22 protein-coding genes are annotated in these 25,145 nt (G+C 44.1%); 13 read left to right on the plus strand and 9 right to left on the minus strand.

Translation table 11 applies throughout. From position 1 onward, the window contains the following. Nucleotides 1–139: 139 nt before the first annotated feature. Nucleotides 140–2,683, plus strand: coding sequence for a bifunctional diguanylate cyclase/phosphodiesterase (locus tag DXX94_RS11800; RefSeq protein ID WP_147302274.1), 2,544 nt, complete (start codon nt 140–142; stop codon nt 2,681–2,683). Between the two features lie 99 nt (nt 2,684–2,782). On the opposite strand, the gene DXX94_RS11805 is transcribed toward DXX94_RS11800, so the two are convergent. Then, on the minus strand, nt 2,783–3,826 hold the full coding sequence (locus DXX94_RS11805; protein ID WP_147302275.1) for a hypothetical protein: 1,044 nt from the start codon (nt 3,824–3,826) through the stop codon (nt 2,783–2,785). A gap of 583 nt (nt 3,827–4,409) precedes the next feature. On the opposite strand from DXX94_RS11805, the gene tatA reads away from it, so the two are divergent. The 7 genes from tatA (at nt 4,410) to hemB (ending at nt 10,040) form a co-directional block, all read left to right on the plus strand. Next, entirely contained in the window at nt 4,410–4,646 is a 237-nt protein-coding gene (gene tatA, locus DXX94_RS11810) for a Sec-independent protein translocase subunit TatA (RefSeq protein ID WP_116002190.1), read from the plus strand. A gap of 3 nt (nt 4,647–4,649) precedes the next feature. Next, complete coding sequence (tatB, locus tag DXX94_RS11815; RefSeq protein ID WP_116016103.1) at nt 4,650–5,060, plus strand: Sec-independent protein translocase protein TatB; 411 nt, start codon at nt 4,650–4,652, stop codon at nt 5,058–5,060. Further along, nucleotides 5,041–5,790 carry a twin-arginine translocase subunit TatC gene (gene tatC, locus DXX94_RS11820; protein ID WP_116016105.1) on the plus strand — a complete coding sequence of 250 codons (750 nt, stop codon included), beginning with the start codon at nt 5,041–5,043 and terminating at the stop codon, nt 5,788–5,790. Before tatB ends, tatC begins: the two co-directional genes overlap by 20 nt. Beyond that, nucleotides 5,790–6,332 carry a hypothetical protein gene (locus DXX94_RS11825; RefSeq protein ID WP_116016107.1) on the plus strand — a complete coding sequence of 181 codons (543 nt, stop codon included), beginning with the start codon at nt 5,790–5,792 and terminating at the stop codon, nt 6,330–6,332. Before tatC ends, DXX94_RS11825 begins: the two co-directional genes overlap by 1 nt. Before the next feature lie 12 nt (nt 6,333–6,344). Continuing rightward, nucleotides 6,345–7,124 (plus strand): TatD family hydrolase, encoded by a 780-nt coding sequence (locus DXX94_RS11830; protein ID WP_116016109.1) that lies wholly within the window; start codon nt 6,345–6,347, stop codon nt 7,122–7,124. An 83-nt stretch (nt 7,125–7,207) separates the two neighbouring features. After that, a complete protein-coding gene (locus DXX94_RS11835; RefSeq protein ID WP_181901545.1) occupies nt 7,208–9,037 on the plus strand; it encodes a GGDEF domain-containing protein in 1,830 nt (609 codons plus the stop codon). Continuing rightward, a complete protein-coding gene (gene hemB / locus DXX94_RS11840; protein ID WP_116016113.1) occupies nt 9,030–10,040 on the plus strand; it encodes a porphobilinogen synthase in 1,011 nt (336 codons plus the stop codon). Before DXX94_RS11835 ends, hemB begins: the two co-directional genes overlap by 8 nt. A gap of 114 nt (nt 10,041–10,154) precedes the next feature. Here hemB and DXX94_RS11845 read toward each other — a convergent pair whose 3' ends face one another. Both DXX94_RS11845 and rhlB read right to left on the minus strand, forming a co-directional pair. Further along, nucleotides 10,155–11,660, minus strand: coding sequence for a Ppx/GppA phosphatase family protein (locus DXX94_RS11845; protein ID WP_116016115.1), 1,506 nt, complete (start codon nt 11,658–11,660; stop codon nt 10,155–10,157). Between the two features lie 3 nt (nt 11,661–11,663). Beyond that, nucleotides 11,664–12,911 carry an ATP-dependent RNA helicase RhlB gene (rhlB, locus tag DXX94_RS11850; protein WP_116016117.1) on the minus strand — a complete coding sequence of 416 codons (1,248 nt, stop codon included), beginning with the start codon at nt 12,909–12,911 and terminating at the stop codon, nt 11,664–11,666. Nucleotides 12,912–13,120: 209 nt separating this feature from the next. Between rhlB and trxA the strand changes: the two genes are divergently transcribed. The 3 genes from trxA (at nt 13,121) to DXX94_RS11865 (ending at nt 15,768) form a co-directional block, all read left to right on the plus strand. Then, nucleotides 13,121–13,447, plus strand: coding sequence for a thioredoxin TrxA (trxA, locus tag DXX94_RS11855; RefSeq protein WP_116002181.1), 327 nt, complete (start codon nt 13,121–13,123; stop codon nt 13,445–13,447). A 213-nt stretch (nt 13,448–13,660) separates the two neighbouring features. After that, nucleotides 13,661–14,920: a transcription termination factor Rho gene (gene rho / locus DXX94_RS11860; protein WP_116002180.1), complete on the plus strand. Its 1,260-nt coding sequence runs from the start codon at nt 13,661–13,663 to the stop codon at nt 14,918–14,920. Between the two features lie 110 nt (nt 14,921–15,030). Then, complete coding sequence (locus DXX94_RS11865; protein WP_147302276.1) at nt 15,031–15,768, plus strand: substrate-binding periplasmic protein; 738 nt, start codon at nt 15,031–15,033, stop codon at nt 15,766–15,768. 88 nt (nt 15,769–15,856) lie between these two features. On the opposite strand, the gene DXX94_RS11870 is transcribed toward DXX94_RS11865, so the two are convergent. Further along, on the minus strand, nt 15,857–16,351 hold the full coding sequence (locus DXX94_RS11870) for a DUF1579 family protein (RefSeq protein ID WP_116016121.1): 495 nt from the start codon (nt 16,349–16,351) through the stop codon (nt 15,857–15,859). Between the two features lie 125 nt (nt 16,352–16,476). On the opposite strand from DXX94_RS11870, the gene ubiD reads away from it, so the two are divergent. After that, nucleotides 16,477–17,958 (plus strand): 4-hydroxy-3-polyprenylbenzoate decarboxylase, encoded by a 1,482-nt coding sequence (ubiD, locus tag DXX94_RS11875; protein ID WP_116016123.1) that lies wholly within the window; start codon nt 16,477–16,479, stop codon nt 17,956–17,958. Nucleotides 17,959–17,981: 23 nt separating this feature from the next. Continuing rightward, the gene (gene fre / locus DXX94_RS11880; protein ID WP_116016125.1) at nt 17,982–18,677 is read left to right on the plus strand and encodes an NAD(P)H-flavin reductase; all 696 of its coding nucleotides are present in this window, start codon (nt 17,982–17,984) and stop codon (nt 18,675–18,677) included. Nucleotides 18,678–18,743: 66 nt separating this feature from the next. Here the strand turns inward: fre and DXX94_RS11885 are convergent, their stop codons facing one another. From DXX94_RS11885 to hemC, 5 genes are read right to left on the minus strand one after another with little or no spacing between them, the layout of a single operon-like run. Next, nucleotides 18,744–20,942, minus strand: coding sequence for a sensor domain-containing diguanylate cyclase (locus DXX94_RS11885; protein ID WP_116016127.1), 2,199 nt, complete (start codon nt 20,940–20,942; stop codon nt 18,744–18,746). 4 nt (nt 20,943–20,946) lie between these two features. Next, complete coding sequence (locus DXX94_RS11890; RefSeq protein ID WP_116016129.1) at nt 20,947–22,125, minus strand: heme biosynthesis HemY N-terminal domain-containing protein; 1,179 nt, start codon at nt 22,123–22,125, stop codon at nt 20,947–20,949. Beyond that, nucleotides 22,122–23,387: a uroporphyrinogen-III C-methyltransferase gene (locus tag DXX94_RS11895; RefSeq protein ID WP_116016131.1), complete on the minus strand. Its 1,266-nt coding sequence runs from the start codon at nt 23,385–23,387 to the stop codon at nt 22,122–22,124. Before DXX94_RS11895 ends, DXX94_RS11890 begins: the two co-directional genes overlap by 4 nt. Continuing rightward, on the minus strand, nt 23,377–24,210 hold the full coding sequence (locus DXX94_RS11900; protein WP_116016133.1) for a uroporphyrinogen-III synthase: 834 nt from the start codon (nt 24,208–24,210) through the stop codon (nt 23,377–23,379). Before DXX94_RS11900 ends, DXX94_RS11895 begins: the two co-directional genes overlap by 11 nt. After that, nucleotides 24,200–25,123, minus strand: a complete 924-nt coding sequence (gene hemC, locus DXX94_RS11905; RefSeq protein WP_116016135.1) for a hydroxymethylbilane synthase — start codon at nt 25,121–25,123, stop codon at nt 24,200–24,202. The genes DXX94_RS11900 and hemC overlap by 11 nt, the downstream gene beginning before the upstream one ends. Between the last annotated feature and the right edge of the window lie 22 nt (nt 25,124–25,145).

The raw sequence follows: 25,145 nt of genomic DNA on the forward strand, positions 1-25,145 counted from the left end.
TCGGCGGAAATAATTCAAATAATTATAAATAATAAGAACAAGTTACTTGAGCGACACCAGTACTGTGGAAAATTCGCTAGCGCAGCGTCAACTTCCTAAATTAAAGTCACTATTGAACAAGTACCGGCAGGTGAAAGCCATGCAGGAGAGCTTGTTACGCCTATCCGAACTTGCCAGCACAGTTACTGAGCTTAAAAATTTTTACCCAGCAATGGTTGAGATCATTGATTCATTGCTGACCACCAACAGTGTTCATATTGCTCTTGTTAATGACCATAAAGAGCTTGAAATCGTCTACTGTCATAACCCTGTTGAGCATCGACTAGCAGAACGCGTCGAATTTAATGATTGGCGCAAAGGCTTAACTGGTCAAGTCTATCTCACGCAACAAGCACTGCACTGCAATGCCGCTGAGCGCATGGCACTGGCTAAAGCAGGTAAAATCGTGCTCTATGGCTCAGCTTGTGTCGATTGGTTAGGTGTGCCACTAAGGCGAGGTCATCAGGTTATCGGTGTAATTGCTTTGCAAAGTTACGATCAATCTCTATATTTTGATGACCGAGACTGCCAATTACTTGAATTTATTGGTGAACATCTTGTTACTGCGATAGACCGTGTCAAAAGCCGTGCCTTGCTAGAACAAAGTATTGAGCAAAGAACAAAGAAACTAACCGAATCGAATCGTCGGCTACAGCGAGAAATTTGCGAGCGCCAGCAAGTAGAAATGACCCACCAGGTGTTATTGGGGGTTTCTGAAGTTGTGGCAACCAGTAAAAACTTACCTAGCTTGTTTGAGCAAGTTCATCAGCAGTTGCTGCCTTTGCTTGCGTGCCAGAACTTTTATGTGGTGACTAAGCAATGCAATCAAGATAAGCAAGAATCCACAGAAGTCGTTTATCAAAAAGATGCCGACACCATCGGCATTGATAGTTACAAACGCTTAGCCATATTTACTGAGCTTGCGTTAAAAATTGCGAAACCTCTGGTAATAGCACAAGGTCAATTAGTAACACTTAACGCTGATGGCACGAAAGAGCGTGCGAAATATCTATTAGATTTTGACAGTAAGAGTAAGCCTCAAACTTGGTTAGCAGCGCCATTAATTGAGCATGGTCAGCCAATTGGTATCATTGCGACACAGCACTATTCGAACCAACAAGCGTACCATGAAAAGCATTTAGAAATGTTCCGCTTTGTTGCTCAGCAAGTGACCAGTGCGGTTGTGCGTGAACGAGACTTAAGTTTAGTCGAGCAAAGTAAAGAGTCGCTTGAACAAATTGTTAATGAGCGAACGCAAGCGTTGCAAACGTCAAATTACAAATTACGAATGGAAATTGAAGAGCGTCGTAAAGCGGAGTCGCGTTTGTATTTTGAGGCACATCATGACGCATTAACGCGATTGCCAAATAGAGCGTTGTTTACTGACCGATTAACCCATGCCTTACGTCATATTAAGCGCCATGTAGAGCATAGCTTTGCGGTACTCTTTATTGATCTTGACCGCTTTAAGCTGATTAACGATACACTCGGTCATCATATTGGCGATAAGTTTCTCATTGAAATTGCAGAGCGCCTATCAAGTTGCGTGCGTGATAATGACGTACTTGCTCGTTTAGGCGGTGATGAATTTGTGATCTTACTGGATTCGCTGACCAATCAAGATGATGTTGAAGACGTTGCCGAACGAATCATTGAGGCAGTGAGTCAACCCTTTGATCTTGATGGGCACTGTTTATACTCGAATGCGAGTATCGGTATTGCACAGTGTACGCCAGCCTACAAAGATGCATCAGAAATTCTGCGCGATGCAGACGCAGCCATGTATCAAGCGAAGAATTTAGGTCGTGGGCGCTATGTGTTTTTTGACGATAGCATGCGCGAGCAGCTGCTTAAAAGCATGACGCTTGAACAAGAGTTAAGAGCTGCGATTAAACAGCAACAGTTTGAATTGCACTATCAACAAATCTCCAATTTAGAGCGCACCAATACCATTGGTTTTGAAGCCTTACTGCGTTGGCAACACCCTGAGAAAGGTTTGTTAACGCCGAGCGAATTCTTGTTTATGGCGGAAGAAACGGGTTTGATTGTTGAGATTGAACGCTGGTTAATTGGTGAAGTTGTCGAGCAGTTGTCATTATGGCAATCATCACCCGATACCTCTGCTGAATACCAAAATGCGTTAATCGCCATTAACTTATCAAGCCGATATCTGACACAGCATAATCAGCTAAACGAACTTATCGCAGTGATCAAAGATCAGAGCATTGAGCCACATCGTTTGATTTTAGAATTTGATGAATCAGCGATCTTGCCACGGCCTGATTTAGCACTCGCTAGCTTACGCAAACTCAAGAAGTTAGGCGTTAAATTGGCGCTTGATGATTACGGTGCCTCGCAATCGTCATTTAACTTTATACATCAGTATCCATTTGAATTTATTAAGCTTGATCGCAGCTTTATTCGCAGCTTGAACAACAATGACAAGCACTTATCTTTAGTTACCGCATTGCATCAACTTGGCAATAAATTTGGTTACCGACTCGTTGCCGAAGGCATAGAAAATCAAGAGACGCTAGCTAAGTTGCAAGCGGCTGGATGTGATTTTGGTCAGGGGTATTTTATCGCTAAGCCAAGTAAACTCGCGCAAGCAATTCTTCCGTTGAAAGATAAAACATACGCCTAGTCCAGATATAAACTTAATCGAGTTTCCAGCCAAGTCTTGTTTAAATCACCGCTGTGATATGCACAGTGCGATATCGTTATTATTGGTTGCTTACCATTGCTATTGGTTTTTGTAGAAGTAACCTTCTACTCGCAGTGCAATGCCCGGTGTAGTTTTGTAATTTTCGTCTTCAGGCCACTCTAAAAAAGGCTCAACTTCAAAAAATAACCAACGTTTATAGGCGTTAAAGCGATAGCGATAGCTCAGCGTGTAGTTGTCGATGATAAAACCATTCTCACCATTTCGTTCCCCTTCAATCACTAGTCCCAGTGCTCCTGCGCGTTTCAAAGAGTATTGATGCAGGTGATAAAAACCGTGTTTCCAGCGAATACCACTGAACGATTCAGAACCTCGAATGGAATAATCAAAACGGAACTGATTGCGCAGGCTTAATTGATAGTCATACTCTAGAAGTAGTCTTGCCCCTAGTCCATCATCCACAAAATAAAATAAGGCGGGCTCAACGCGCAGGCCGTGGGTTTTATTCCATGAATAGCGGCTTTTATGGCGTGCACGCACAAAAATATCGCCAGATGAAACGCCCAAGCGAGTATCGGTAATATGATCGCTATCGCTATGATGGACAAAGCGTACAGCAGCTGCGAAAGAATCGTCTTCCACTTGTTCACGAGTGTTGACCACTTCAAGCGGTAGCTGGCTCAAACTATCTTCTTCATCATCGGAAAAGATCAAATCTAAGCGATCTTTAAAATGCGGTAATTTAAGGCGAACGCGAAATTTGTTGTCGAAACCTGATAAGTCTCTGGCTTTAGGTTCCCAGCCAAGCCTAATTCTGGCTTTTACATTTGGCCGCTCTCGGTCATCGTCATCATTGTCGGTAAAAAAGCCATCGAACCAGAAGGCGGAACGAAAGACAGTGTCGCTTACTTTGCTGTGCAGGCTTTCCATCCAATCGATTTCAGCTTGGCTTTGGCTACCAACAATGGTGAATTGTTCGTCGGGCTTTATTGGTTTTTCAATTGTTTGAGGTGGCGTGTTATCTGGCTCAGCTGCTTTTTGCTGAGCATGAACAATAGGCGCAATAAAAACACCGCTCATTAGCAGCAAAGCAAGTTTTCTGAGGTAACAAACCGTTCTTGTCATTTACTTCATCCGATGAACAATCAACTACAGCCACTATCATAGTCGCTATCATTAAATTAGCGTTTATTTTGCTACTTTAAAATACCTTTTATATCAATTTAGTATAGGTTTAATACCATTTCGCATAAATAAATGATCGCTCAGCTTGTGATAAAACGCTTTAGTGCAAGGCGCTTGTTTGCACGTAATGGTTACTCCCTTTCAAAGACAAGCAACGAAGCAATAAAGCGTTTTAGCCAAGCCTTTCAGGAACTTTTCAGCGTCCCAGTTACTGCGCAAATCTTTATTGATGTACGACTGCATGGATGTAGGAGGTAGAGTGACTCAGGAGACAAAACCGAGAGTGACTATATCTGCAAAAGTTTTGCTTGTACTTGAACCGCTGAAACCGTTCTGAGCTGACCATATTATTATGCGAATTGGTATAGACGAGTTGTCAGCACAGTTGTGATCTGTATCAGTTAAATAACTATGTGAAACTCGCACTTTGGGTTAGCTTGGGTATAATAGAGCCACAGCGTACAAAGTAAGCCTGTTTCAGGTGCCCGTGCGCATCACCAAGATGCATCAATAGGAGCGATTTATGGGTGGTATTAGTATTTGGCAGTTGCTGATTGTCGCAGTGATTGTCATTTTATTGTTCGGTACTAAAAAGTTACGTACATTAGGTACAGATTTAGGCTCGGCAGTAAAAGGTTTCAAGAAAGCAGTGTCTGAAGAAAATAACGAAACAACTGCAAAGACTGATTCGTTGGAAGACAATTCCGCACCAGCTAATGTTGAAAAAACGGCTGCAGACAAAGAAAAAGATCGCGCCTAGTTTATGTTCGACATTGGTTTTTGGGAGTTAATGCTGATCGCCGTGATTGGCTTGCTTGTGCTGGGTCCAGAACGTTTGCCTGTGGCGATTCGTACAGTGCGCGATTGGATCAATGGTGTTCGACAATTCTCGCAATCAGTGAAAACTGAATTGAAAGAAGAGTTGCGCATCAATGAGTTGCATGAAAATCTTAAAAAAGCCGAGCAAAGTGATTTTAAAAATATGTCTCCGCAAGTTGCAGAGTCATTAAAATCGCTGCAAGAAGCTGCTGAAATGGTGAATAGACCATTTCAGCAAACAGAAGCTACGCAGCCTCCCCCCGATGCACAACAAAATACCAACCAAGAAGCACTAACCAGCGCTTCTTCGACCACTCAAGAGACGTCCACGCCGAATGACAAACAGTCAGGCTAATTACACTTTATTTGACCACTTGATTGAATTACGCACACGTTTGTTACGTGCCGTTGTTAGTGTCTTGTTGGTTTTCTGTTGTCTAGCGTATTTTGCGCAGGACATATATCAGTATTTAGCTGAGCCCTTACTAGCGACTATGCCTGAGGGCACGCAAATGATCGCTACCGATGTAGCATCCCCTTTTTTTGCGCCATTTAAGCTCACCATAGTGCTTTCAATTTTTATCGCTATGCCGTTGATTTTATATCAAGTATGGGCATTTATAGCGCCGGGTTTATATCAAAATGAAAAGCGACTTGTCGCGCCGTTAATGGTCGGTAGTACCTTGTTATTTTACGGTGGAATTAGCTTTGCTTATTTTGTGGTTTTTCCACTCGCTTTTGCTTTTTTTACCTCGGTCGCCCCTGAAGGCGTAACCATAGCAACTGATATCAGTAGCTATTTAGACTTTGTGTTGAAGTTGTTTTTTGCCTTCGGCGCAGCATTTGAGATCCCAATTGCAATCATGTTGCTGTGCTGGACTGGTTTTACTAGCCCAGAAAGCCTTCGTAAAAAACGCCCTTACATTGTCGTCGCCGCGTTTGTTGTCGGTATGTTGCTGACACCACCAGACATTATTTCCCAAACCTTGCTTGCGATTCCAATGCTCTTACTATTTGAGCTTGGCTTATTGTTAGCGGGCTTTTATCAGAAAAAGGAAGCCGTTGAGGCATCAGAGGAGCAGTAGTGAAAAAAATCACGCTAATGTTATCACTTGTATTTATCAGCTTAACGGCCAGCGCTAACCCATCGCATAGCCTGAAGGCACAGTTGCTAACTTGTCAAAGCCAAGCAGATAGCTTGAAACGTCTTGTTTGTTACGATGCTGTAGTTAAGTCTTTATCATTAGAGTCGCCGACTAAGCAGCCAAAAGTTAATGCTAATAAAGTGCCGGCAGCTACCAGCGAAAGCGTATTAACAGCGGCACCAGCTAAGAAGTCGCCTAAAATTGTGCAGGTTGATGCAGAAGATATCTTTGGTCAAGAAGCAAAGTTTAAATCAAGCCAAGTTGACGAGGTGCGCTTTGTGATCAAGTCTGTCACCTTGTCTAAGCGAAAGAAATGGCGCTTTGTGTTTGAGAATGGACAAAAGTGGGAGCAAAAAGATACTGATCGTTTTGCCAAGTTTGTCGCTGGTCAAGAAGTTATTATCAAGCGTGGCGTGATGAACGCGTTTTATTTGAAAAAACCAGATGCTAATCGCACAATTCGAGTTAAACGCATTAACTAGCGCGTAACTAGCATGATTGATATTGGGGTTAACCTCACGAGTACTCGTTTTGATAAGGATCGTGAAGAGGTTGTTACCGCGGCACTAAGCAGCGGGCTTAACCATTTGATGATCACAGGTACTACAGTTGCTGAAAGTGAACAGGCATTGGCGCTTGCCAATGCGAATACAAAATTTCTTTCTGCTACTGCTGGCGTTCATCCTCATTATGCAGATCATGTTGCCCCAGATTATCTCGATGTTTTAGCTGAACTGGCGCGTTCACCACAAGTTAAAGCGATTGGTGAATGTGGGCTCGATTTTAATCGAAACTTCTCTGCACCTGCTCAGCAAGCCAACGTTTTTCGCGAACAAGTGCAATTGGCTAGTCGCCTAGCATTGCCGCTGTTCTTGCATCAACGAGATGCATTTGAAGACTGGCTCGCTATTTTAAAACCTTATATTGATCAAGTACCCGCCATGGTTGCTCATTGCTTTACTGGTAATGAACAAGAATTAATTCAGTGTGTGGAAAACGGTATTTACATTGGCATTACCGGTTGGGTTTGCGATGAACGCCGTGGCGCTGAGCTACAGGCTGCGGTTCGAGCACTGCCCCTAGAGTACTTGATGATTGAGACCGATGCGCCCTACCTCACCCCGCGTACGATCAGGCCGCGTCCTAAATCTAGCCGCAATGAACCTAAATACCTGCGCTATGTCGCGGAGCAAATTGCCGAATTAAAGCAAGTTGATGTTGATGAAGTCATCGCGATAAGTACCGCTAACGCTAAAAAGGTTTTTTCGTTGTGATTAAGGCTATGATTATTCGGTGCTTAGCCTTGCTATGTTTGTGCTATTCGCTTGTCGTTGCCGCAAGTCATGACGTAGTGCATTTGACCAAAGCACCTCAAGGAAGTGCACTTGGTGCCTTGGGAAATAGCACCGTTGAAATTAGCGCCTTATACAAGGTTTCTCAGGATGACATCCAAACTCCCCCAAAAACTATAGAGCAAATTGCTAGTGCTGATACTGCTTGGCAGAAGTTCGATTCACAGCATTTACCAATTGCCGAAGGAGGTAATTGGTACAAGGTAGTTATTTATAACCCTAATCAGGCATTCGCGACAAGTTTTGTTACCTTAGGTAACGATATTGTTTTTAGCTCGTTTAATGTGTTTAGTGAAGCTCACGGTCAGCAAATACACCAAGAATCAACGACGCTGTTAGCGACTAATCATTGGTTAACGGAATTAACGTTAGCGCCTAACGAATATCGCACGCTATATATTCAATTACTCTCTAGCAGTGAATTATATCGCCCGATTAGTGTTGAAAGTGGTCAGCAATTTACGACTAAACAAGGGAGTTTACAGTATCGCAATGCTTTTGCGGTTGGTGCGGTTGTGGCGATTGCTATTATGTCGTTATTGCTGGGGATCACGGTTAGAGACAAAGCACTCGCTTGGCTGTCAGTTTATTTTTTCATACGTGCAGGCTTGCTCTCTGTATTGGTGGGCGGTCACCTCTATTACCTCTTCCCGAATCATGACGAACTCAGAGGTATAGAGTTATTAGCCTTGGTTGGTCTAAGCACCTTGGCATTTATCTGGTTTACTATTTACCTCTTCCAATTGACTAAACACATGCCAAGTGTGGTCAAGTTTGCAAAGTTTGTGTCGCTGCTATTGATTGCTATCTCACTAGTCAGTTTCTACTTGCCACTTTCAGCTATCGTGCTGTCAACCAACATAATTTTCATTGCGATGTTGGTTGCTCTGTTTACACTTGGGTTGTATTTGCACCAACGCAAGCAAAGATTGGCCTTGCTATTCAGCGTCATAATGGCAGTGCAATTTTTGTTTGGATTAATTATATCGCTCGGCCTGTTTTTTGATATTTCACCATTTAGTGCACGCGAGTCACTCTTGGTTGTTTCATTCTTGTTTAACGTAATACTTGTCGTGGTTTTAATCTGTCGTATGTACTACTACCAGATGCAAGACAAGCAGTTAGCGCAAAAGCAAGCGTTAGCGAACGCAATGACTTCTAAGCAAGCTCATGAAAAACTGATAGCGCTGCAAGAAGAAAACCAAGAAGAGTTGGAACAAAGAGTGCAAGAGCGCACGCTAGAATTAAACATTGCGCTGACTGAACTGGAAGAAGCGAATCGCGAGTTAGAGCAAAAGAATACCATCGACGAATTGACGGGGTTATATAATCGCCGCTTTTACGATCAGCGTATGCTCGCCGAGTATCGCCGCAGTAAACGAAATCTAACGCCGCTAAGCCTTGTAGTTATTGACCTTGATTACTTTAAACGGGTCAATGATAAATACGGTCACCTTGCGGGTGATCAGTGTTTAAGCTGGCTAGCTCAACATATCAAGCAAAGCTTGAAGCGCAGTACCGATATTGGTTGCCGATACGGCGGTGAAGAGTTTTGCTTAATTTTACCCGATACCGATCAAGCGGGCGCGATTAACCTTGCTGAAGAGTTAAGAAAAGCAGTGCAGTCGTTTGATTTTGTTTATCACGAACAACACATTGCATTGACCGTAAGTTGCGGCATTGCCACTTATACGCAGCAAGAACACATCGAGCCTGCACACATCTTCTGTGCGGCCGACAAGGCCTTGTATCAAGCGAAACACAATGGTCGCAACCAAATTAAAACCCAAGATATTTCCCCAGACTTATTGATTCAGGAGCACTCTCATGACTAATGCCTTTGGCCAGTACCCTGCTCGACGTATGCGCCGTATGCGTAAAGATGATTTCTCTCGCCGCTTGATGGCAGAGCATCAATTAACGGTAAATGACTTAATTTATCCAGTCTTTGTTTTAGAAGGCGAGAATCAGCGTGAAGTTGTAGAGTCAATGCCAGGCGTAGAACGCAAGAGCATTGATTTGCTGCTTGAAGAAGCGAAAGAGCTCGTTGAGCTGGGCGTACCAGCTGTCGCTTTATTTCCAGTGACACCGCAAGCACAGAAGTCGTTAATGGCTGAAGAAGCCTACAACCCTGATGGATTGGCACAACGCGCTGTACGTGCATTAAAATCGGCTTTTCCAGAGCTAGGTGTTATTACCGATGTTGCATTAGATCCATTCACTACCCATGGCCAAGATGGCATTATTGATGAAGACGGTTACGTGATTAACGAAGTCACGAAAGACATTTTGGTGAAACAAGCGTTGTCTCATGCACAAGCCGGCGCTGATGTTGTCGCGCCGTCTGATATGATGGATGGTCGAGTAGGCGCAATTCGCGAAGCGCTTGAAGCGGCAGGACACTTCAATACTCGCATACTTGCATACTCTGCTAAATATGCCTCTAATTACTATGGCCCGTTCCGTGATGCGGTTGGCTCTAGCGGTAACCTCAAAGGTGGTAACAAGTATACCTATCAAATGGATCCGGCTAATAGTGATGAAGCAATGCATGAAATTGCGCAAGACATTGCTGAAGGCGCAGATATGGTAATGGTAAAGCCGGGTATGCCTTATCTTGATATTGTTCGCCGTGTTAAAGACGAATTTGCCGTGCCTACATATGCTTATCAAGTGAGTGGAGAGTACGCCATGCATATGGCCGCAATTCAAAACGGCTGGTTAGCGGAAAAACCTTGTGTAATGGAAGGTTTACTTGCCTTTAAACGTGCTGGCGCTGATGGCATTTTAACCTATTTTGCCAAGCAAGTTGCTCGTTGGTTAAAAGAAGAAAGCTAGCTTTTATGCTCACCTTTTAGTTCCAACCCAACAATCAGATACCCGATCACCTGATATGGCATTGGGTATCTATTGTTAATCTATTTAGTCAGGCACACTGCGACTTGTGCTGTGTTAACAAGCGATGGTCAGATCTAGACCTAGTGCAAGAAGTTGCTGACGTTCATGAAGCAATTCGTCACTAATTAACGGATGCTCTTCTAACCACTGGCTTGGCAAACATAAATTTATCATTTGCTCGTTAACACTGGTGTTGTATTGTGGCAAAACGTCGTCTTTTCGGCGGCGACACAAAATAATCGCTAATCGCAATATCGCTAAAAGCCGAGTGGCGGTTAACGTATCTGTAATTGCCAATTCTGCCATCGCTTTGGCTGGAATATCACCTTTGGAGAGCCTCACTAAATTTACCAAAAGCTGACGTTCTGTTTGATCAAAACCCGGTAAATCGGCGTGTTGCAAAATATAAGCACCGTGGCGCTGATGATTTTTGTATGACAGTAATAAGCCGACTTCATGTAATTGGCAGGCACAGCTTACTAGCTGTTTTAGGTTGTCGTCGTGCAATTGCCAATTATCAGCATAACCGTTGAACAAGTGCATTGCTTGGTGACTGACCCGTTCAGCGTGAGCGACATCGATATGAAAACGCTCAACTAAAGAGTCGACCGTACGCGTTCTGATATGCAATGAACGCATATCTGGCAGCATCTCGTAGAGTAAACCCTCGCGCAAAGCGCCGCTAGAAAGCTGCAAGGCGTTAATTTCGAAGGTTTCAAATAATGCAATCAGAATCGCTAAACCACTGGCCAGTACAGGTGAACGTTCACTGGTTAATCCGCCGATATTGATTTGCTCAACTTGCCCAGCGTTTATCAGTTGTGCTTTGACTTCCTGCATAAAAGCTAGGGTGACAATGGCAGAACGGTTTTGGTGCATTAATATTTCTGCTAACGCTTGCATCGTGCCAGAGCCACCGAGCACATGTTGCCAATTAAAGTCGCTGTATTGCGCAATGTATGGCAACAGGTGTGATTTCGCTTCGGCAATGGCCTTACTAAATGCTGCTTCATCAATGTGACCGGCACAGAAAAACTGCTGATTAAAGGTAACACAGCCCATATTTAAACTGATGGCATGGTGAATATCGAAATCTTCGCCAGCGATAATCTCGGTACTGGCTCCACCAATATCTAAGACTAACTTTCGCGAGCTGCATTCACTCGTATGTGCCACACCTAAGTAGATACGCTCTGCCTCTTCAATACCCGAAAGTAATCGCACTGGCTGTTTTAATACGGCTTGTGCACGAGAGAGAAAGTGATCAGCGTTGTTGGCAATGCGCAAGGTTGCAGTCGCCACAATACGGATATTTTCTGGCGCGATATCTTGTAAACGCTCTGCAAAAAAGCTCAAACATTCAAGGCCGCGACCAATGGCTTCTTCTGATAAGTTCAGTTGCTCGTCTAAGCCTGAGGCAAGGCGCACCTTGCGCTTTACCTTGTCAACCGTTTGTACGCCATCTGCGACTAAACGAGTGATCAACATATGAAAGCTATTTGAGCCCAAGTCGATCACCGCATAAAGTGGGCTAGGTGCGGCGTACTGCTGACTTTTCATTGCTTATCTGCGTCCGTTTCGCGCTCTGTTTTGACCACCGTTGTGTGGCTTATGGCGACGGTGACGAGGCTTAGGCTTAGGTAGGTCTGTTAGCAGCGCATCAGGGTCGTACTTACTGACCGGCAGTGTATGACCAATATAGTTTTCAATGGCTGGCAGGTTGAAAACGTAATCTTCACAAGCAAAGCTTATAGCATGACCAGTCTCGCCCGCGCGCCCAGTACGACCAATGCGATGGACATAATCTTCAAAGTCGTCTGGTAAGTCGTAATTAAATACGTGCGTAACTGCCGGAATGTGCAAACCACGTGCGGCGACATCGGTTGCCACCAAAATATCTAGGTGCCCTTTTGTGAACTGCTCTAGAATTTTCAGGCGTTTTTTCTGCATCACGTCGCCAGTTAACAGGCCAACGCGCACTTTGTCAGCATCAAGGTGGGCATAAATGCTGTCACACATGTGTTTGGTATTGGCGAAAATAATAGCTTTTTCTGGCCACTCTTCTTCAACAAGGGTTTGCAATAACGCCATTTTGTCATCGTTTGATGGATAGAAGAGCTCTTCGGTAATACGCGTATTGGTTTTTTGCTCTGGGGCAACTTCGACACTGACCGGATCGTTCATATGCTCAAACGCAAGCTCTTTCACGCGAAACGATAAAGTCGCAGAAAATAGCATATTCAAGCGCTTGGCGGCCGCTGGCATTTTGCGGAACATATAGCGAATGTCTTTAATAAACCCTAAATCGAACATGCGATCGGCTTCATCAAGGACAACAACTTCGATATTGCTTAGCTGATAAACGCCCTGTTTGAAGTAGTCAATTAATCGGCCACAAGTACCAATTAAAATATCTACCCCTTGCTCCAACTCTTGGCGTTGAGATTCATAACCTTCGCCCCCATATACCACACCAAGGCGTAATCCCGTGCTTTTGGCCATAGCTTTTGCATCGTTGTGAATTTGAATCGCTAATTCACGCGTTGGTGCCATGATTAAGGCGCGCGGCTGATTATGATCAACTTTGCCTTGTTGCAATAAGTGGTGAAAGGTTGCAGATAAAAATGCGATGGTTTTACCTTCGCCGGTTTGTGCTTGACCAGCGATATCTTTGCCTGCTAGCAAAACAGGTAACGATTTTGCTTGAATATTGGTGCAGTGCTCGAAGCCCATAGCTTCAAGGCCTGTAACAACTTGCGGAGCAAGCCCAAGGTCGGCAAACTTGGTTTCAGTTAAGTGTGTTTTTTTCATGCAGCAAGCTTAACAGGTTATCAGGCGTTAAAAAATGATTGATAACAGGAAAACGCGAAAAACAGGCCAACTTGGCGGCGCAAGCGAAACAAACGACCTAAATTGCACTTGGTATAATAAAAAACTCTATTGAATTATTCGCATAACTATATCAGCAAGGTATACTCTTGCTCGTATAACTTGCAAGGTATCTAGTAACGGAGAAAGAAATGAGCGATAAAATACTTCAGCTAACAGACGACAGCTTTGACGCTGATGTAATCAACGCATCAGGTTTAGTATTGGTTGATTTTTGGGCTGAATGGTGTGGTCCTTGTAAAATGATTGCCCCACTACTTGACGATATTGCGCAAGAGTATGACGGCCAGCTTACTGTTGGTAAATTAAACATTGACCAAAATGCAGGTACTCCACCAAAGTACGGTATTCGCGGTATCCCAACGTTATTGTTATTCAAAGACGGTAACGTTGCGGACACTAAAGTAGGCGCATTATCAAAAACTCAATTAAAAGAGTTTATTGACGCAAACCTATAAGTGATCAACGAAAAGCTCAGCCATTGCTGAGCTTTTTCTTTGGCGCTTGAAAAGCATTTGAATAATTAGAATAAACAAGGCGCTTACTTTACCTAGCAAGTTTTTAATGCTAACTTTAACCCTGTAGTAACACATACCTAAACCCTATTCTTACGTCCAAGCACTGCCAGCAGGCAACACATAACAACATTTTATTGTTTAAGAACATCTACTATGAATCTTACTGAACTCAAACAGAAGTCCATCAGCGAATTGGTTGCTTTAGCCGAGTCGATGAAGCTTGATAATCTAGCTCGTAACCGTAAACAAGACATTATTTTCGCAATTCTAAAAGCGCATGCTAAAAGCGGTGAAGACATTTTCGGTAGCGGTGTGTTGGAAATTTTACAAGACGGTTTTGGCTTCTTGCGTTCAGCTGACTCTTCGTACCTTGCTGGCCCAGATGATATTTACGTATCACCAAGCCAAATTCGCCGTTTCAGCTTGCGCACCGGTGATACGATTCAAGGTAAGATTCGTCCGCCAAAAGATGGCGAACGCTACTTTGCGCTATTGAAAGTTAATGAAGTTAACTTTGATAAGCCAGAGAACTCACGTAACAAGATTTTATTTGAAAACTTAACGCCTGTTCACTGTGACTCACGTATGGTGATGGAGCGCGGTAATGGTTCTACAGAAGATATTACTGCCCGTGTATTAGACCTAGCTTCACCAATTGGTAAAGGCCAACGTGGTTTGATTGTGGCACCACCAAAAGCGGGTAAAACGCTATTACTCCAGAACATTGCACAAAGCATTGCTCATAACCACCCTGAGTGTGAGTTAATGGTATTGCTTATCGACGAGCGCCCAGAAGAAGTTACCGAAATGCAGCGCCTAGTAAAAGGTGAAGTGGTTGCCTCTACGTTCGACGAACCAGCTAGTCGTCACGTACAAGTGGCTGAAATGGTGATTGAAAAAGCTAAGCGCTTAACTGAGCACAAAAAAGATGTGGTTATCTTACTCGACTCAATTACTCGTTTGGCACGTGCGTACAACACCGTAATTCCATCGTCAGGTAAAATCCTAACCGGTGGTGTTGATGCCAATGCCCTGCACCGTCCTAAGCGTTTCTTTGGTGCTGCGCGTAACATCGAAGAAGGTGGTAGCTTAACCATTATTGCCACTGCACTAGTGGATACTGGCTCGAAAATGGATGAAGTTATTTACGAAGAATTCAAAGGTACAGGTAATATGGAACTGCACCTATCTCGTAAAGTAGCTGAAAAACGTGTATTCCCAGCAATTCACTTTAATCGCAGTGGTACGCGCCGCGAAGAATTGCTAACTAAGCAAGATGAACTGCAAAAAATGTGGATTTTGCGCAAGATTGTCCACGAAATGGGCGAAATCGATGCGATGGAATTCCTTATCGATAAGTTGGCAATGACCAAAACCAACGATGAATTCTTCGACTCAATGAAACGTAAGTAGTACGATTCTTTGATTGAAAAACACCGGCTAAGCTGGTGTTTTTTGTTTTCAGGCTTGATAAAGCGCATAACGAAAGCACCAGTTACTTACAACACAATCAATACTATTTAATGAAACACCGATCACAGCTGACACTGCAACTATTTACTCTACTGGCGAGCATGCTGCTAGCCTGTAAGGCGATAAGTGCTGAGCCAAAACTCGCTAAAATAGATGTGTTGGTTGAAGATGCCTACCCATTGCAGTACATGCATAGGGGTAATTACCAAGGGCTAATGGCTGAGCAAGTTAAAAGTGTGTTACAAAAAGCCAACCTCGGTGAGTATCAGTTCAAGCTAATTCCCTGGCCAAGAGCGGTAGAGCAAGCTAAAACGGCTCCCAACACTCTGATTGTTGGCTTAGCGCGCACACCGTCACGCGAGCAAGATTATCAGTGGGTAACGCCGGTAGTTAGCCTCGATTATAATTTTTACAGCACAGCGCAAGTGATGCAGAGTAAAGAGATAACCGAGCACAGCATTAAATCGATGCGAGTCGGTACTGTAATCAACTCTATGCTTGACCAACACATAAGAGCGTCAGGCTTTACCCAAATACATGCTGTTCCATTTGCAGAGCAAAACTTTGATAAGTTAATGAATAACCGTATTGACGTTATTCCAGCGAGCTCAAGTCATTTTATGGAGTCTTGTGTGTTAACTCGGCATGACTGTCATCGTTTTGTTAAAGTGCTACCTGTTGATATTGAAACTAAGACACTGTGGCTTGCCGCCAGTCAAACAACACACAAAGAGTTGATTAAACGTCTGCGTGAAGCTGCGCAAGTTAAGCCGCCTTTACTTCCATAATTACTTGTTTCGATTAATTGTTAAAAGTAGCTAGCTTGCTTCAAGACCATTGGTTCACCTAGTTACTCGTTATTCATCAAAGGCCAGGCTAATTGTCAGGCTTAACTCTTTCGTAATATCCATCAAATACTAGTTCCCATGTTTCCCCGTTATCTTTGCTGGTATACCAACGCTGAACTACAACCTCTTCACTGAACCGCTGCCATGTAATTTTGTTCATCACTGGCGGGTTGTGTGGAACTATCAGTTCACCTGTTAAGGTCATTACATTACCTTTAAACTCACCATCGAGTTGCAGCAATAGGCCAGTATTATCAATCCAGGTTTGGTGCCAGCGTTTAGATAGTTGATCATAAATATTGAGACTCTTTCCTTCAAAACCAGACGGTGTTTGGTATTCTTCTAAGATGCCGCAACCATTGTTAATCAAGGAAACTTTACTGTTACTGACCTCATCATTGGCACTGTTCGTTACTTGCCAGTGACCAATCCAAAAATCGAACTGTCTATGGCTTTTGTCGTCACAAGCGCTTGAAGCAAAAGCAGTTAATGCGATAAGCAAAATAATAAGTTTACTGGTCATAATTGGCCTCAAGTTCGTAATAGTCCAGTCTAACCTTAGCAGTATTATGTAAATTCACGTCAGGACATAGCGAGCGCTAGCGTCGCAAGTTATAATAGCAGCACTATTTTTGAGCAAAATATAATATGAAATACAGCGATTTACGCGACTTTATTAAGCAACTGGAAAAAATCGGTCAGCTAAAACGAATTAAGCAGCCTATTTCTACCGAGTTGGTAATGACAGAAATTAGTGACCGCACGCTTCGTGCCAAAGGTCCTGCTTTGTTGTTTGAAAACCCTATTGGCTTTGATATGCCAGTATTAACTAACCTTTTTGGTACTCCTGAGCGTGTTGCCTTGGCAATGGGGCAAGAAAATGTTGCCGCGTTACGCGAAGTTGGTCAGCTACTGGCAACATTAAAAGAGCCTGAGCCACCAAAGGGCTTTAAAGACGCATTAGACAAGTTACCGCTGTACAAACAAGTACTGAATATGCCAACCAAAGTGGTGAAAAAAGCAGAGTGTCAGCAAATTGTGATGTCAGGAGATGAGGTCGATTTAACCAAGTTACCGATTCAACATTGTTGGCCTGGCGATGTTGCTCCGCTCATTACTTGGGGACTAACAATCACTCGAGGTCCACATAAAGATCGCCAAAACTTAGGTATTTATCGCCAGCAGCTACTAGGTAAAAACAAATTAATTATGCGCTGGTTGTCACACCGCGGTGGGGCGATCGATTTTCAAGAATTTAAAAAGGTAAATCCAAGTGAAAACTACCCAGTATCGGTTGCCTTAGGTGCCGATCCTGCCACGATTCTTGGGGCAGTTACTCCTGTGCCTGATACCTTGTCTGAATATGCTTTTGCTGGTTTATTGCGCGGCAGTAAAACGCAGGTAGTTAAAAGCATTAGTAATGACCTGCAAGTGCCAGCAACAGCAGAAATTGTGCTGGAAGGCTATATTGCGCCGAATGAAACAGCTCCAGAGGGTCCTTACGGTGATCATACTGGCTATTATAATGAAGTAGATGAATTCCCTGTATTTACCGTCACGCATGTAACGATGCGGGAAAATCCGATATATCACAGCACTTACACGGGCCGTCCGCCAGATGAACCAGCCATTTTAGGTGTTGCATTAAACGAAGTGTTTGTGCCGATATTACGCAAGCAATTTCCTGAAATTGTTGATTTTTATTTACCACCTGAAGGTTGTTCTTATCGCTTGGCCGTGGTCACCATGAAGAAGCAATACCCAGGTCATGCCAAACGCGTCATGATGGGGGTGTGGTCTTTCTTGCGCCAATTTATGTACACCAAATTTGTCATCGTCTGCGATGATGATGTGAATGCACGTGACTGGGAAGATGTGATTTGGGCAATTACTACGCGAATGGATCCCAGTCGTGATACCCTGTTAGTTGATAACACGCCAATCGACTATTTAGACTTTGCTTCGCCAGTGTCTGGCTTAGGTTCAAAAATGGGGATGGACGCCACCAACAAATGGCCAGGAGAGACTGACCGAGAATGGGGCGAGCCAATCGTCATGGATGAGGCAGTGAAGCAGCAGGTAGATGAAATATGGCAAGAATTGGCGATAGTCCCGAAAGCCTCCAAATAAAAGACATAAGAGAATTATTGTAGATGAATACCATTGAATGCCGGGTTGAACAGATCACCAACTTAACCCCGTATGTATACAAAGTGATGCTCGCACCCAATGAAGCGGTGACGTTCAAGCCTGGCCAATATCTTAATTTAGTGATGGCAGAAGATGACAAGCGTGCATTTTCGATTGCCAGTGCACCTCACCAATCGCTAATTGAGTTACAAATCGGTGCTTTTGGTGAAGACAGCTATGCAATGCAAGCAATTGAAAAACTAAAGAACAGTGATTCAGTGACGATCGAAGCGCCAATGGGTAATGCGCATTTACGTGAAGAAAGCCAGCGTCCATTATTATTAATGGCTGGTGGTACAGGTTTTTCTTACATTAAATCGATGTTCGAGCACTTGGCTAAGCAAGGCACGGAGCGTCCACTATTGGTTTATTGGGGCTTACGCACGCAGGATGCATGTTATGAGCTAGAGCAAACGAAAGCCATGGTTGAATCATTACCCAACGCGCGTTTTATTCCTGTTGTTGAGCAAGCGGATGAGGCATGGCAAGGCCAAACAGGCTTAGTGCATCAAGCGGTTATGAAAGATATTGTTAGCCTTGAACCTTACGACATCTATTTGGCTGGCCGCTTTGACATGGTTGGTATAGTGCGCAATGATTTTGTTGAGCATGGCGCGAATATCGACCATATGTACGCTGATGCCTTTGCGTTTATTTAAGGCTTACTTACTTCGAGGGAGCACTTTCTGGGCTCTCTCTTTAGCAATGCGGAGCTAACTTAACAGTTAAAGCTCCGCTTCTGCTACCATTTGCTCACTTGCCGTTTGGTCGTCTAAAACGACTCGGTTTCTGCCATTACCTTTTGCTTGATATAAACAAGCGTCCGCTACTTTTATCCAACATACGATATTGTCGGCAAAACTCGCTTTAGCGATCACTGCGCCAAAGCTAGCGCTGGTCGTAATAGCTCGGCCTGAAGAATCACTTAGTTGCAGTGCTGCTATCGCTGATCGCAAAGACTCAAGTTTTCGTGTGAGTGCCTCTGGCGAAATATAAGGAGCAACTATCACGAACTCTTCACCGCCAAAGCGAGCGACCAGATCGGTTTCGCGGCTAAATGCCCGGCTAATCACTTCAGCGACAGCAACCAGCACATTATCACCTGTAATATGACCATAGGTGTCGTTTAAGCGTTTGAAATGATCTAAATCCAGCATGACAACAGACAGGTTATCGCCACTGCGCTGAGCAGCTTTTTGAATTTGCTCAAAGCGGCTGTCTAGAAAATGGCGGTTATACACTTTTGTTAAGCTGTCTATATTGGCCCTAGCTTTGAGTTTTTGGTTCGCTTCGTTAAGTTCTTTTGTTCGCTCTTGAACCTTAAACTCTAACTGCTGCTGATATTCTTTTACCGAACGTTTGTCCGATTTAAGCTCATTGTAAAGCTGATCAATTTCAGTCGCTGCCACTTGGTAAAGTGGCGCAAATTCAGTAATGGTTTTATTGTCGTATTTATTGACTTGCTTAATGATAAAGCGCAATGGGCGTGTGATGCGATTACCAATGCGATGCGCAAGAACCGTTGTTAACAGCAAGGTGAATATTAAAGCGAAGAATATCACTAGGTATTCGCGCTCAATTTCTTTAACAGTAACGTCGTAGTCAATCAGCGTATAAATCTTCCAGTTCATGGTTGCCGTGGTCATGGCGTAAGCAAACTGCTTATCCGGCAAACTTTCAATAATCAGTCGATCTTGGATGGAGGTGTCAACCACGCGCTCCGTATCAAACAGATAGAGCGGTTCCAAGTTGAATGAGGGGTGGGCATAAATAATATTGTCGTGCTGATCGGTGACCACTACTTTTATTGCTTCTGACCCTAACTTTGCATCCGTAACTTTGCCAATAAAACTAAGGTCAACAGAGCCTTCAACAATACCTTTTGGCTGATTGGGGGCTGCACTATCAAAAATAGGGGTACTGATTGCCACGATAGTGTCATTACCGAAGCCTCGACCTTTAAACACGGGCGAAATATAGAGCGATTGGGTCAACATCGCTTGCTGAAAGTAGTCGCGATCTGCAACATTGAGCTTGGCATCTACCAATAGTAATTTGCTTGGGCTCGCGTGGATTATATTGGCGTTGTGATCAGTCACGAGCATAGTAAGAAAACCAGTATAACTCTGATGCACTTGCTCTAGCGATTGCTGCCATTGGTTGGCTGGAATTGCACTCAGCCAGTTAGCGGCTAAAGCAATTGCACTTTGTTGATTCTTCATTGAAATATCAATGATTTCAGCAAATTTTCTCGATCTGTCTTCTAAAGTTGTTTCAACAACTTCTTGTGCTCCAAGGATTAAATCACGACTGATAAAAAGCGTTGTTGCCGACAAACCTAAGGTGGTTACCAGAACAATGGCATAGTTTAGTTGGTGTCTTAGCTTTTTCTTTAGTGGCGGTTGTTGTGACCAGTTGGCGTTTAGCTGGTCGCTCAGCAAAAAGCCCAGTAAGCAGCCCATCGTTGTGTACAGTGCCGCGTTAAACCCTTGCTTCAAAGCGATAAATAGCCAATAAACTGTACCTTGTTCTAAATTCAGCCAGACCAGAAAGCCTGTTAACGGCATACCAATGAGGCACCAATAGCCAATATTGGCGAATAAAACGTAGAAGCCCTTAGTGCGTAAATACGAGATTGTTAGGGCTTCAAGGCCAAAGGTTAAAAAGGCAAATGGGTGACCCCAAGTAAAATAAAGCGGTGTTGCCGTTAATAAGGCTGTCAGCAGTGCCCATTGAGGCTTAAGGCACATGGCCGCCACTATAATCATAGTGTTGCCAAAAATTAACTCTACTTCCGGTAGAAACGGAAATGGGAAACAGTTAATTAATGCCCCAATAAGACCCAGTACCATTGCCACCGCAATCGGGTGAAACTGGTTTGGCTGGGCGTTGCCTGGTGGAGTCGACGTTGGTACTGCTGTCATATGATTACAAGCTTATCAATAGCTCCGCGGCCTGCTGATATTTACCCTGCTCACTTAAAGCGCGTGCATATCCTTTGGCATCAAGGGAAGTCAGTGGCTCGGCGCTTGAAGCGATACTGTGAAATGCCCGTTCTGCCAATGGCCATTGTTTGTCGCTCAGTGCAAAGTGGCCTAAACAACTTAACCAAAAATGATTGTGTTGGTCTTTTTGCAAGTGTTGCTGCGTTACCTTAATCAGCTCGCTTGGTGCGGCAAGCGGGGTTGTTTTTAATTGATTGATAAGGTCAGTGTTTTTACCTTTCTTAATCACAGGCAATAGCAACTGGTTTAATTGTTCGGTTAACTGATGTTTGGCTAATACTTGGCAGTAAGCGGTAATAATATCGTTATCTTGTTTAAGCTTTCGCGCTAGGCCTTGCCAGTATTGTTCGAGTGTTTGGGCACTTTTATCATGCACTAGCTGCTCAAACTGCCCCAAATAAGCCGCTTGTTGCCAGCCACTGATTTGGTCGCCACTGATCGCTTTTTGTTTTTTCGCCTTAGCAATAAAGTCAATCGCATGCTCGAAACGTTGTTCGGCAATGCTCAGGGTGATTTCATGAGCGAGTAGCCGGTGATCATGGCCAATATGCGTGTGATAGTTATCAAGCATTTCACGCGCTTTTTGCCATTGTTTGTTCGCCATCAAAATGTCTATCTGCACTAAAATGCTTTCAATGCCATGCTCTTTTACATTCTGCCCTTGATGATCTGCTAATTGCAGGTAGCGCTCGGCATTTACACTATCGTTTTGCTGATGGGCAGCTTTGGCGGCAACTAAGTAGGCTGTCAGTGGTGAGTGGCTTTTATCAGCGCTGCTTGCTAGTAGTTTTTCTGCTTGTTGGTGGTTGCCCAGCAAATACTCGGCAATACCTTTGCGATAGTCACGCTCGCTGCGACGCTTGTTGGCAAAAGCGAATTTGTGCCAAGTGCCTGTACTTAGCTTAACGCCACCTTTTAATACCTTCAGTGTAAACAGCAAGATAATAAATAATACGACTAGGAAAAAGGTGGCAGTAACGACAGTAGACTCAATCGTGAGATCACCCATGGCAATTAGAATGTAGCCTTTTTCACCAATCAGTAATGGGCTTACTGCAATTGCTGCAAGCACAAATAAGGTCGTCAGGATTAACTTGATCATAAAATAGCTCCAGCTGAGTCTTGCTCATTATCTGCTTTGCGCTTTTCATTTTCATCGTTGTCTGCGGGTGAAGTATCATTTTGCACGTCATCCTGTGCGTCACTTGGTACATTGCCTTGTGCACTGCTTTGAACCAAGCGGCTAATGGCAGTATAAGATTCAAGCTTGCTTGGTAAGCTCAGGCTAATGACTTGATTATTCATTGATGTCACGGTGTCGATAAACCCTGTTACCTCAGGTGAATCAGTATCAAAGTACTCACTTAACCAAGCATTCACCTTAACTAGCGATTCTTGGTATAGCGCCTTTTTATGCTGGCTAACGGCCCATTGGGCAAGTTGTAGCTTAAGTATTAAGTTTTGGCGCAAAATGTTTTGTTGCTCAGGACTAAGCAATGCTTCAACGTTGCTTGCACGACGTTTTACCGTAAAGAAGTAATTCGCTATTTTCTGCCATGTCTTAGCAAGATTTTCTTTATAGTCGGCAATGTCATCAGACAATTCAAGATCGGGCTCTGCTTCCGTTGGCGTTGGTAAATGTGCCATCGCAATCGGTAAGCGATTAACTTGCTCGGCTAAACCCATCAAGGTGAGAATAACGTCATCAGTTGCTAATTCTGGTAGTAAGTTCAATGCCGCAATATCTTGGCTGATCAGCTTGCGCACAGGCAAGAACTCTGGGTTCTTAGTTGCTTTTAACTTGTCATCCGCTTCGTTAAGTAAGCGAGTTGCCAATTGGGCATCTTGCTCTAACCACAGTGAACGACTAGCTACGCGGATCAGGTATTCTGCCTCTTTTAGCTGCCACGGCGTATTTTTCGTTTGTTGTAAACTTAAAGTCAGCGCTTTTAGCTGCGCGAGCTCTTGCTGCACTGGTGATATTGCTGGTGCAACCGCTTGCTCTGCCAATTGTGGAATTTGTGCAAGTGTGCTTTGTTGTTGGCTTGCTAAGGCTTGTTTTAAGCTTTGTTCAACACTGTTATTTTGTTGTTGCTGATGTTGGCTCAGTTCGCTAAGTAGCAACTTTTGTTGTTCTTGTAGCCACAAGTATCCACCACCAATAGTAGCGAATGCGCCAACTGACAGCACTAAAGCCAACAAGCCGACTTTTGAAATAGCGTTATGTGCTTGCGGTGCACTAGACTGTGATTGAGTGGGCGTAGGCGCTTTTTTCGTAGCAACTTTTGTTGCACTGGCTGATGTCTCAACCTTAGATGACTTTGCGTTGTTATCAGCCGACTCCGGCGTTGTGTTAGTTGTCATTTATAGATTCCAATTGGTTCAGCGTGGTGATGATGGCTTGAGCACTTGCGCCGTGAGTACAAATCACGTGCTTAAGTCCATATTCCCTTGCGAGTTGTGCAATACGCGTGCTAGCAACAAACCATAAACAGGTGTTTTGCCAAAAATTATTATTATGCTCAGAATGAGTTCCATTTTGGGTTAATTGCCAAGTGCTTTCAAGTAATGCCTGACTGGTCACAATAATGCCTGTTACCCCTTGGCTACGCCACTGCTGGGCTTGATGCGGATCAAACTCGTGCCACTGGCGATAGTAACTTTCGAAATAGCGAACATTTGCACCGCGTATAACCAGTTCATTTGCCAGTAGCTCTCGGCCGCCATTGCCGCGCACAATAAGAATGTTTTTGTTGGTTACTTGGCTTAATTCAGACAGTGCCAGCATGCCTTCACTATCATGCTGAGGCGGACAAATAGCTTGCTTGATACCCAGTTGACGCAAAGCGGTAAGGGTTGCGCTACCAACGGCGACAGTAATGGCGGTGGTGGCAGTTGGCCACGTACTAAGGGGCAGTATTTGGTTCGCCCACTCGACCGCAGCTTTACTAATAAAAATAGTAATGTCGGGCAGGTGCGTCTCTAGTGTCTGGCTTAGTTGACTCTGATTGCCAGCGGCTGAATATGCAAACATCGGTTGGCAAAGGGTTTGATAGCCAGCTAAGTTAAGTTGGCTAGCTAATTGTTGAGCTTGTGGCTCAGGGCGAGTAATCAGCAATTTGGGTTTGCTTGACTTGCGTGAGTTGCTCGCCTGAAGGTGTGATTTATTGACTATGTTAGTCGCCATAAACTTGCTGAAGAATACGCTTAGCACCTAAGCCTAATAGCGTATCGGCAAGTTTTTGACCGATTTGCTCAGCATGCTCAACGCTACCAGTAATTTCGCTTTCGATAATTTCGCTACCGTCAACTGAACCCACTAAACCACGTAAGTACAATTCATCGTCTTCAATAATAGCGTAGCTGCCGATTGGCACTTGGCAACCGCCTTCAAGCGCACGGTTCATAGCACGTTCGGCCAGCACTCGAACACGAGTTTCTTGGCATTCTAGCGGTGCTAACAATTGCTTGATGGTTTCATCATCGGTACGGCACTCAATACCGACAGCACCTTGACCATTTGCTGGTAACATTTGCTCTGGTTCAATGTAGGCTTTAATGCGCTCGGACATTTCCAAACGAATAAGGCCTGCCGAGGCAAGGATAATCGCGTCGTACTCGCCGTCATCAAGCTTTTTCAAGCGCGTATTCACGTTGCCGCGTAAATCGCGAATCTCTAAGTCAGGACGCTGCGATTTTAGCTGACACTGACGACGTAAGCTTGAGGTGCCAACAATAGCTCCCTCTGGTAACTCGTCAATGCTGGTGTAAGTGTTTGAAACAAAGGCATCACGCGGGTCTTCACGAGGGCAAATAACTTGCAGCCCTAAACCCTCTGGAAAGTCGACAGGTACATCTTTCATCGAATGCACGGCAATATCTGCGCGCCCTTCTAGCATGGCAACTTCTAGCTCTTTAACGAACAAGCCTTTACCGCCTACCTTAGCCAGTGGCGTATCAAGAATGATATCGCCTTTGGTTGTCATTGGGACAAGTTCAACGGTGATATCTTGGTGAAAGTGCTCTAATTGAGCTTTTACGTATTCCGCTTGCCATAGGGCTAAAGCGCTTTTGCGAGTCGCGATTCTTACTGTGGTCATGATGGTCTCTTACGGCTGAGTG

Origin of the sequence: Thalassotalea euphylliae, assembly GCF_003390375.1 — a bacterium.
GTDB classification, from domain to species: Bacteria; Pseudomonadota; Gammaproteobacteria; order Enterobacterales; family Alteromonadaceae; genus Thalassotalea_F; species Thalassotalea_F euphylliae_A.

Bases quoted from the DNA above. Each gene is read 5' to 3' on its own strand.
- DXX94_RS11895 (WP_116016131.1), bottom strand. From the start codon at position 23,387: ATGACAACTAACACAACGCCGGAGTCGGCTGATAACAACGCAAAGTCA.
- DXX94_RS11865 (WP_147302276.1), top strand. From the start codon at position 15,031: ATGAAACACCGATCACAGCTGACACTGCAACTATTTACTCTACTGGCG.
- ubiD (WP_116016123.1), top strand. From the start codon at position 16,477: ATGAAATACAGCGATTTACGCGACTTTATTAAGCAACTGGAAAAAATC.
- hemC (WP_116016135.1), bottom strand. From the start codon at position 25,123: ATGACCACAGTAAGAATCGCGACTCGCAAAAGCGCTTTAGCCCTATGG.
- DXX94_RS11805 (WP_147302275.1), bottom strand. From the start codon at position 3,826: ATGACAAGAACGGTTTGTTACCTCAGAAAACTTGCTTTGCTGCTAATG.
- tatA (WP_116002190.1), top strand. From the start codon at position 4,410: ATGGGTGGTATTAGTATTTGGCAGTTGCTGATTGTCGCAGTGATTGTC.
- DXX94_RS11870 (WP_116016121.1), bottom strand. From the start codon at position 16,351: ATGACCAGTAAACTTATTATTTTGCTTATCGCATTAACTGCTTTTGCT.
- rho (WP_116002180.1), top strand. From the start codon at position 13,661: ATGAATCTTACTGAACTCAAACAGAAGTCCATCAGCGAATTGGTTGCT.
- hemB (WP_116016113.1), top strand. From the start codon at position 9,030: ATGACTAATGCCTTTGGCCAGTACCCTGCTCGACGTATGCGCCGTATG.
- trxA (WP_116002181.1), top strand. From the start codon at position 13,121: ATGAGCGATAAAATACTTCAGCTAACAGACGACAGCTTTGACGCTGAT.
- tatB (WP_116016103.1), top strand. From the start codon at position 4,650: ATGTTCGACATTGGTTTTTGGGAGTTAATGCTGATCGCCGTGATTGGC.
- DXX94_RS11890 (WP_116016129.1), bottom strand. From the start codon at position 22,125: ATGATCAAGTTAATCCTGACGACCTTATTTGTGCTTGCAGCAATTGCA.
- DXX94_RS11800 (WP_147302274.1), top strand. From the start codon at position 140: ATGCAGGAGAGCTTGTTACGCCTATCCGAACTTGCCAGCACAGTTACT.
- DXX94_RS11830 (WP_116016109.1), top strand. From the start codon at position 6,345: ATGATTGATATTGGGGTTAACCTCACGAGTACTCGTTTTGATAAGGAT.
- fre (WP_116016125.1), top strand. From the start codon at position 17,982: ATGAATACCATTGAATGCCGGGTTGAACAGATCACCAACTTAACCCCG.
- rhlB (WP_116016117.1), bottom strand. From the start codon at position 12,911: ATGAAAAAAACACACTTAACTGAAACCAAGTTTGCCGACCTTGGGCTT.
- tatC (WP_116016105.1), top strand. From the start codon at position 5,041: ATGACAAACAGTCAGGCTAATTACACTTTATTTGACCACTTGATTGAA.
- DXX94_RS11845 (WP_116016115.1), bottom strand. From the start codon at position 11,660: ATGAAAAGTCAGCAGTACGCCGCACCTAGCCCACTTTATGCGGTGATC.
- DXX94_RS11900 (WP_116016133.1), bottom strand. From the start codon at position 24,210: ATGGCGACTAACATAGTCAATAAATCACACCTTCAGGCGAGCAACTCA.
- DXX94_RS11885 (WP_116016127.1), bottom strand. From the start codon at position 20,942: ATGACAGCAGTACCAACGTCGACTCCACCAGGCAACGCCCAGCCAAAC.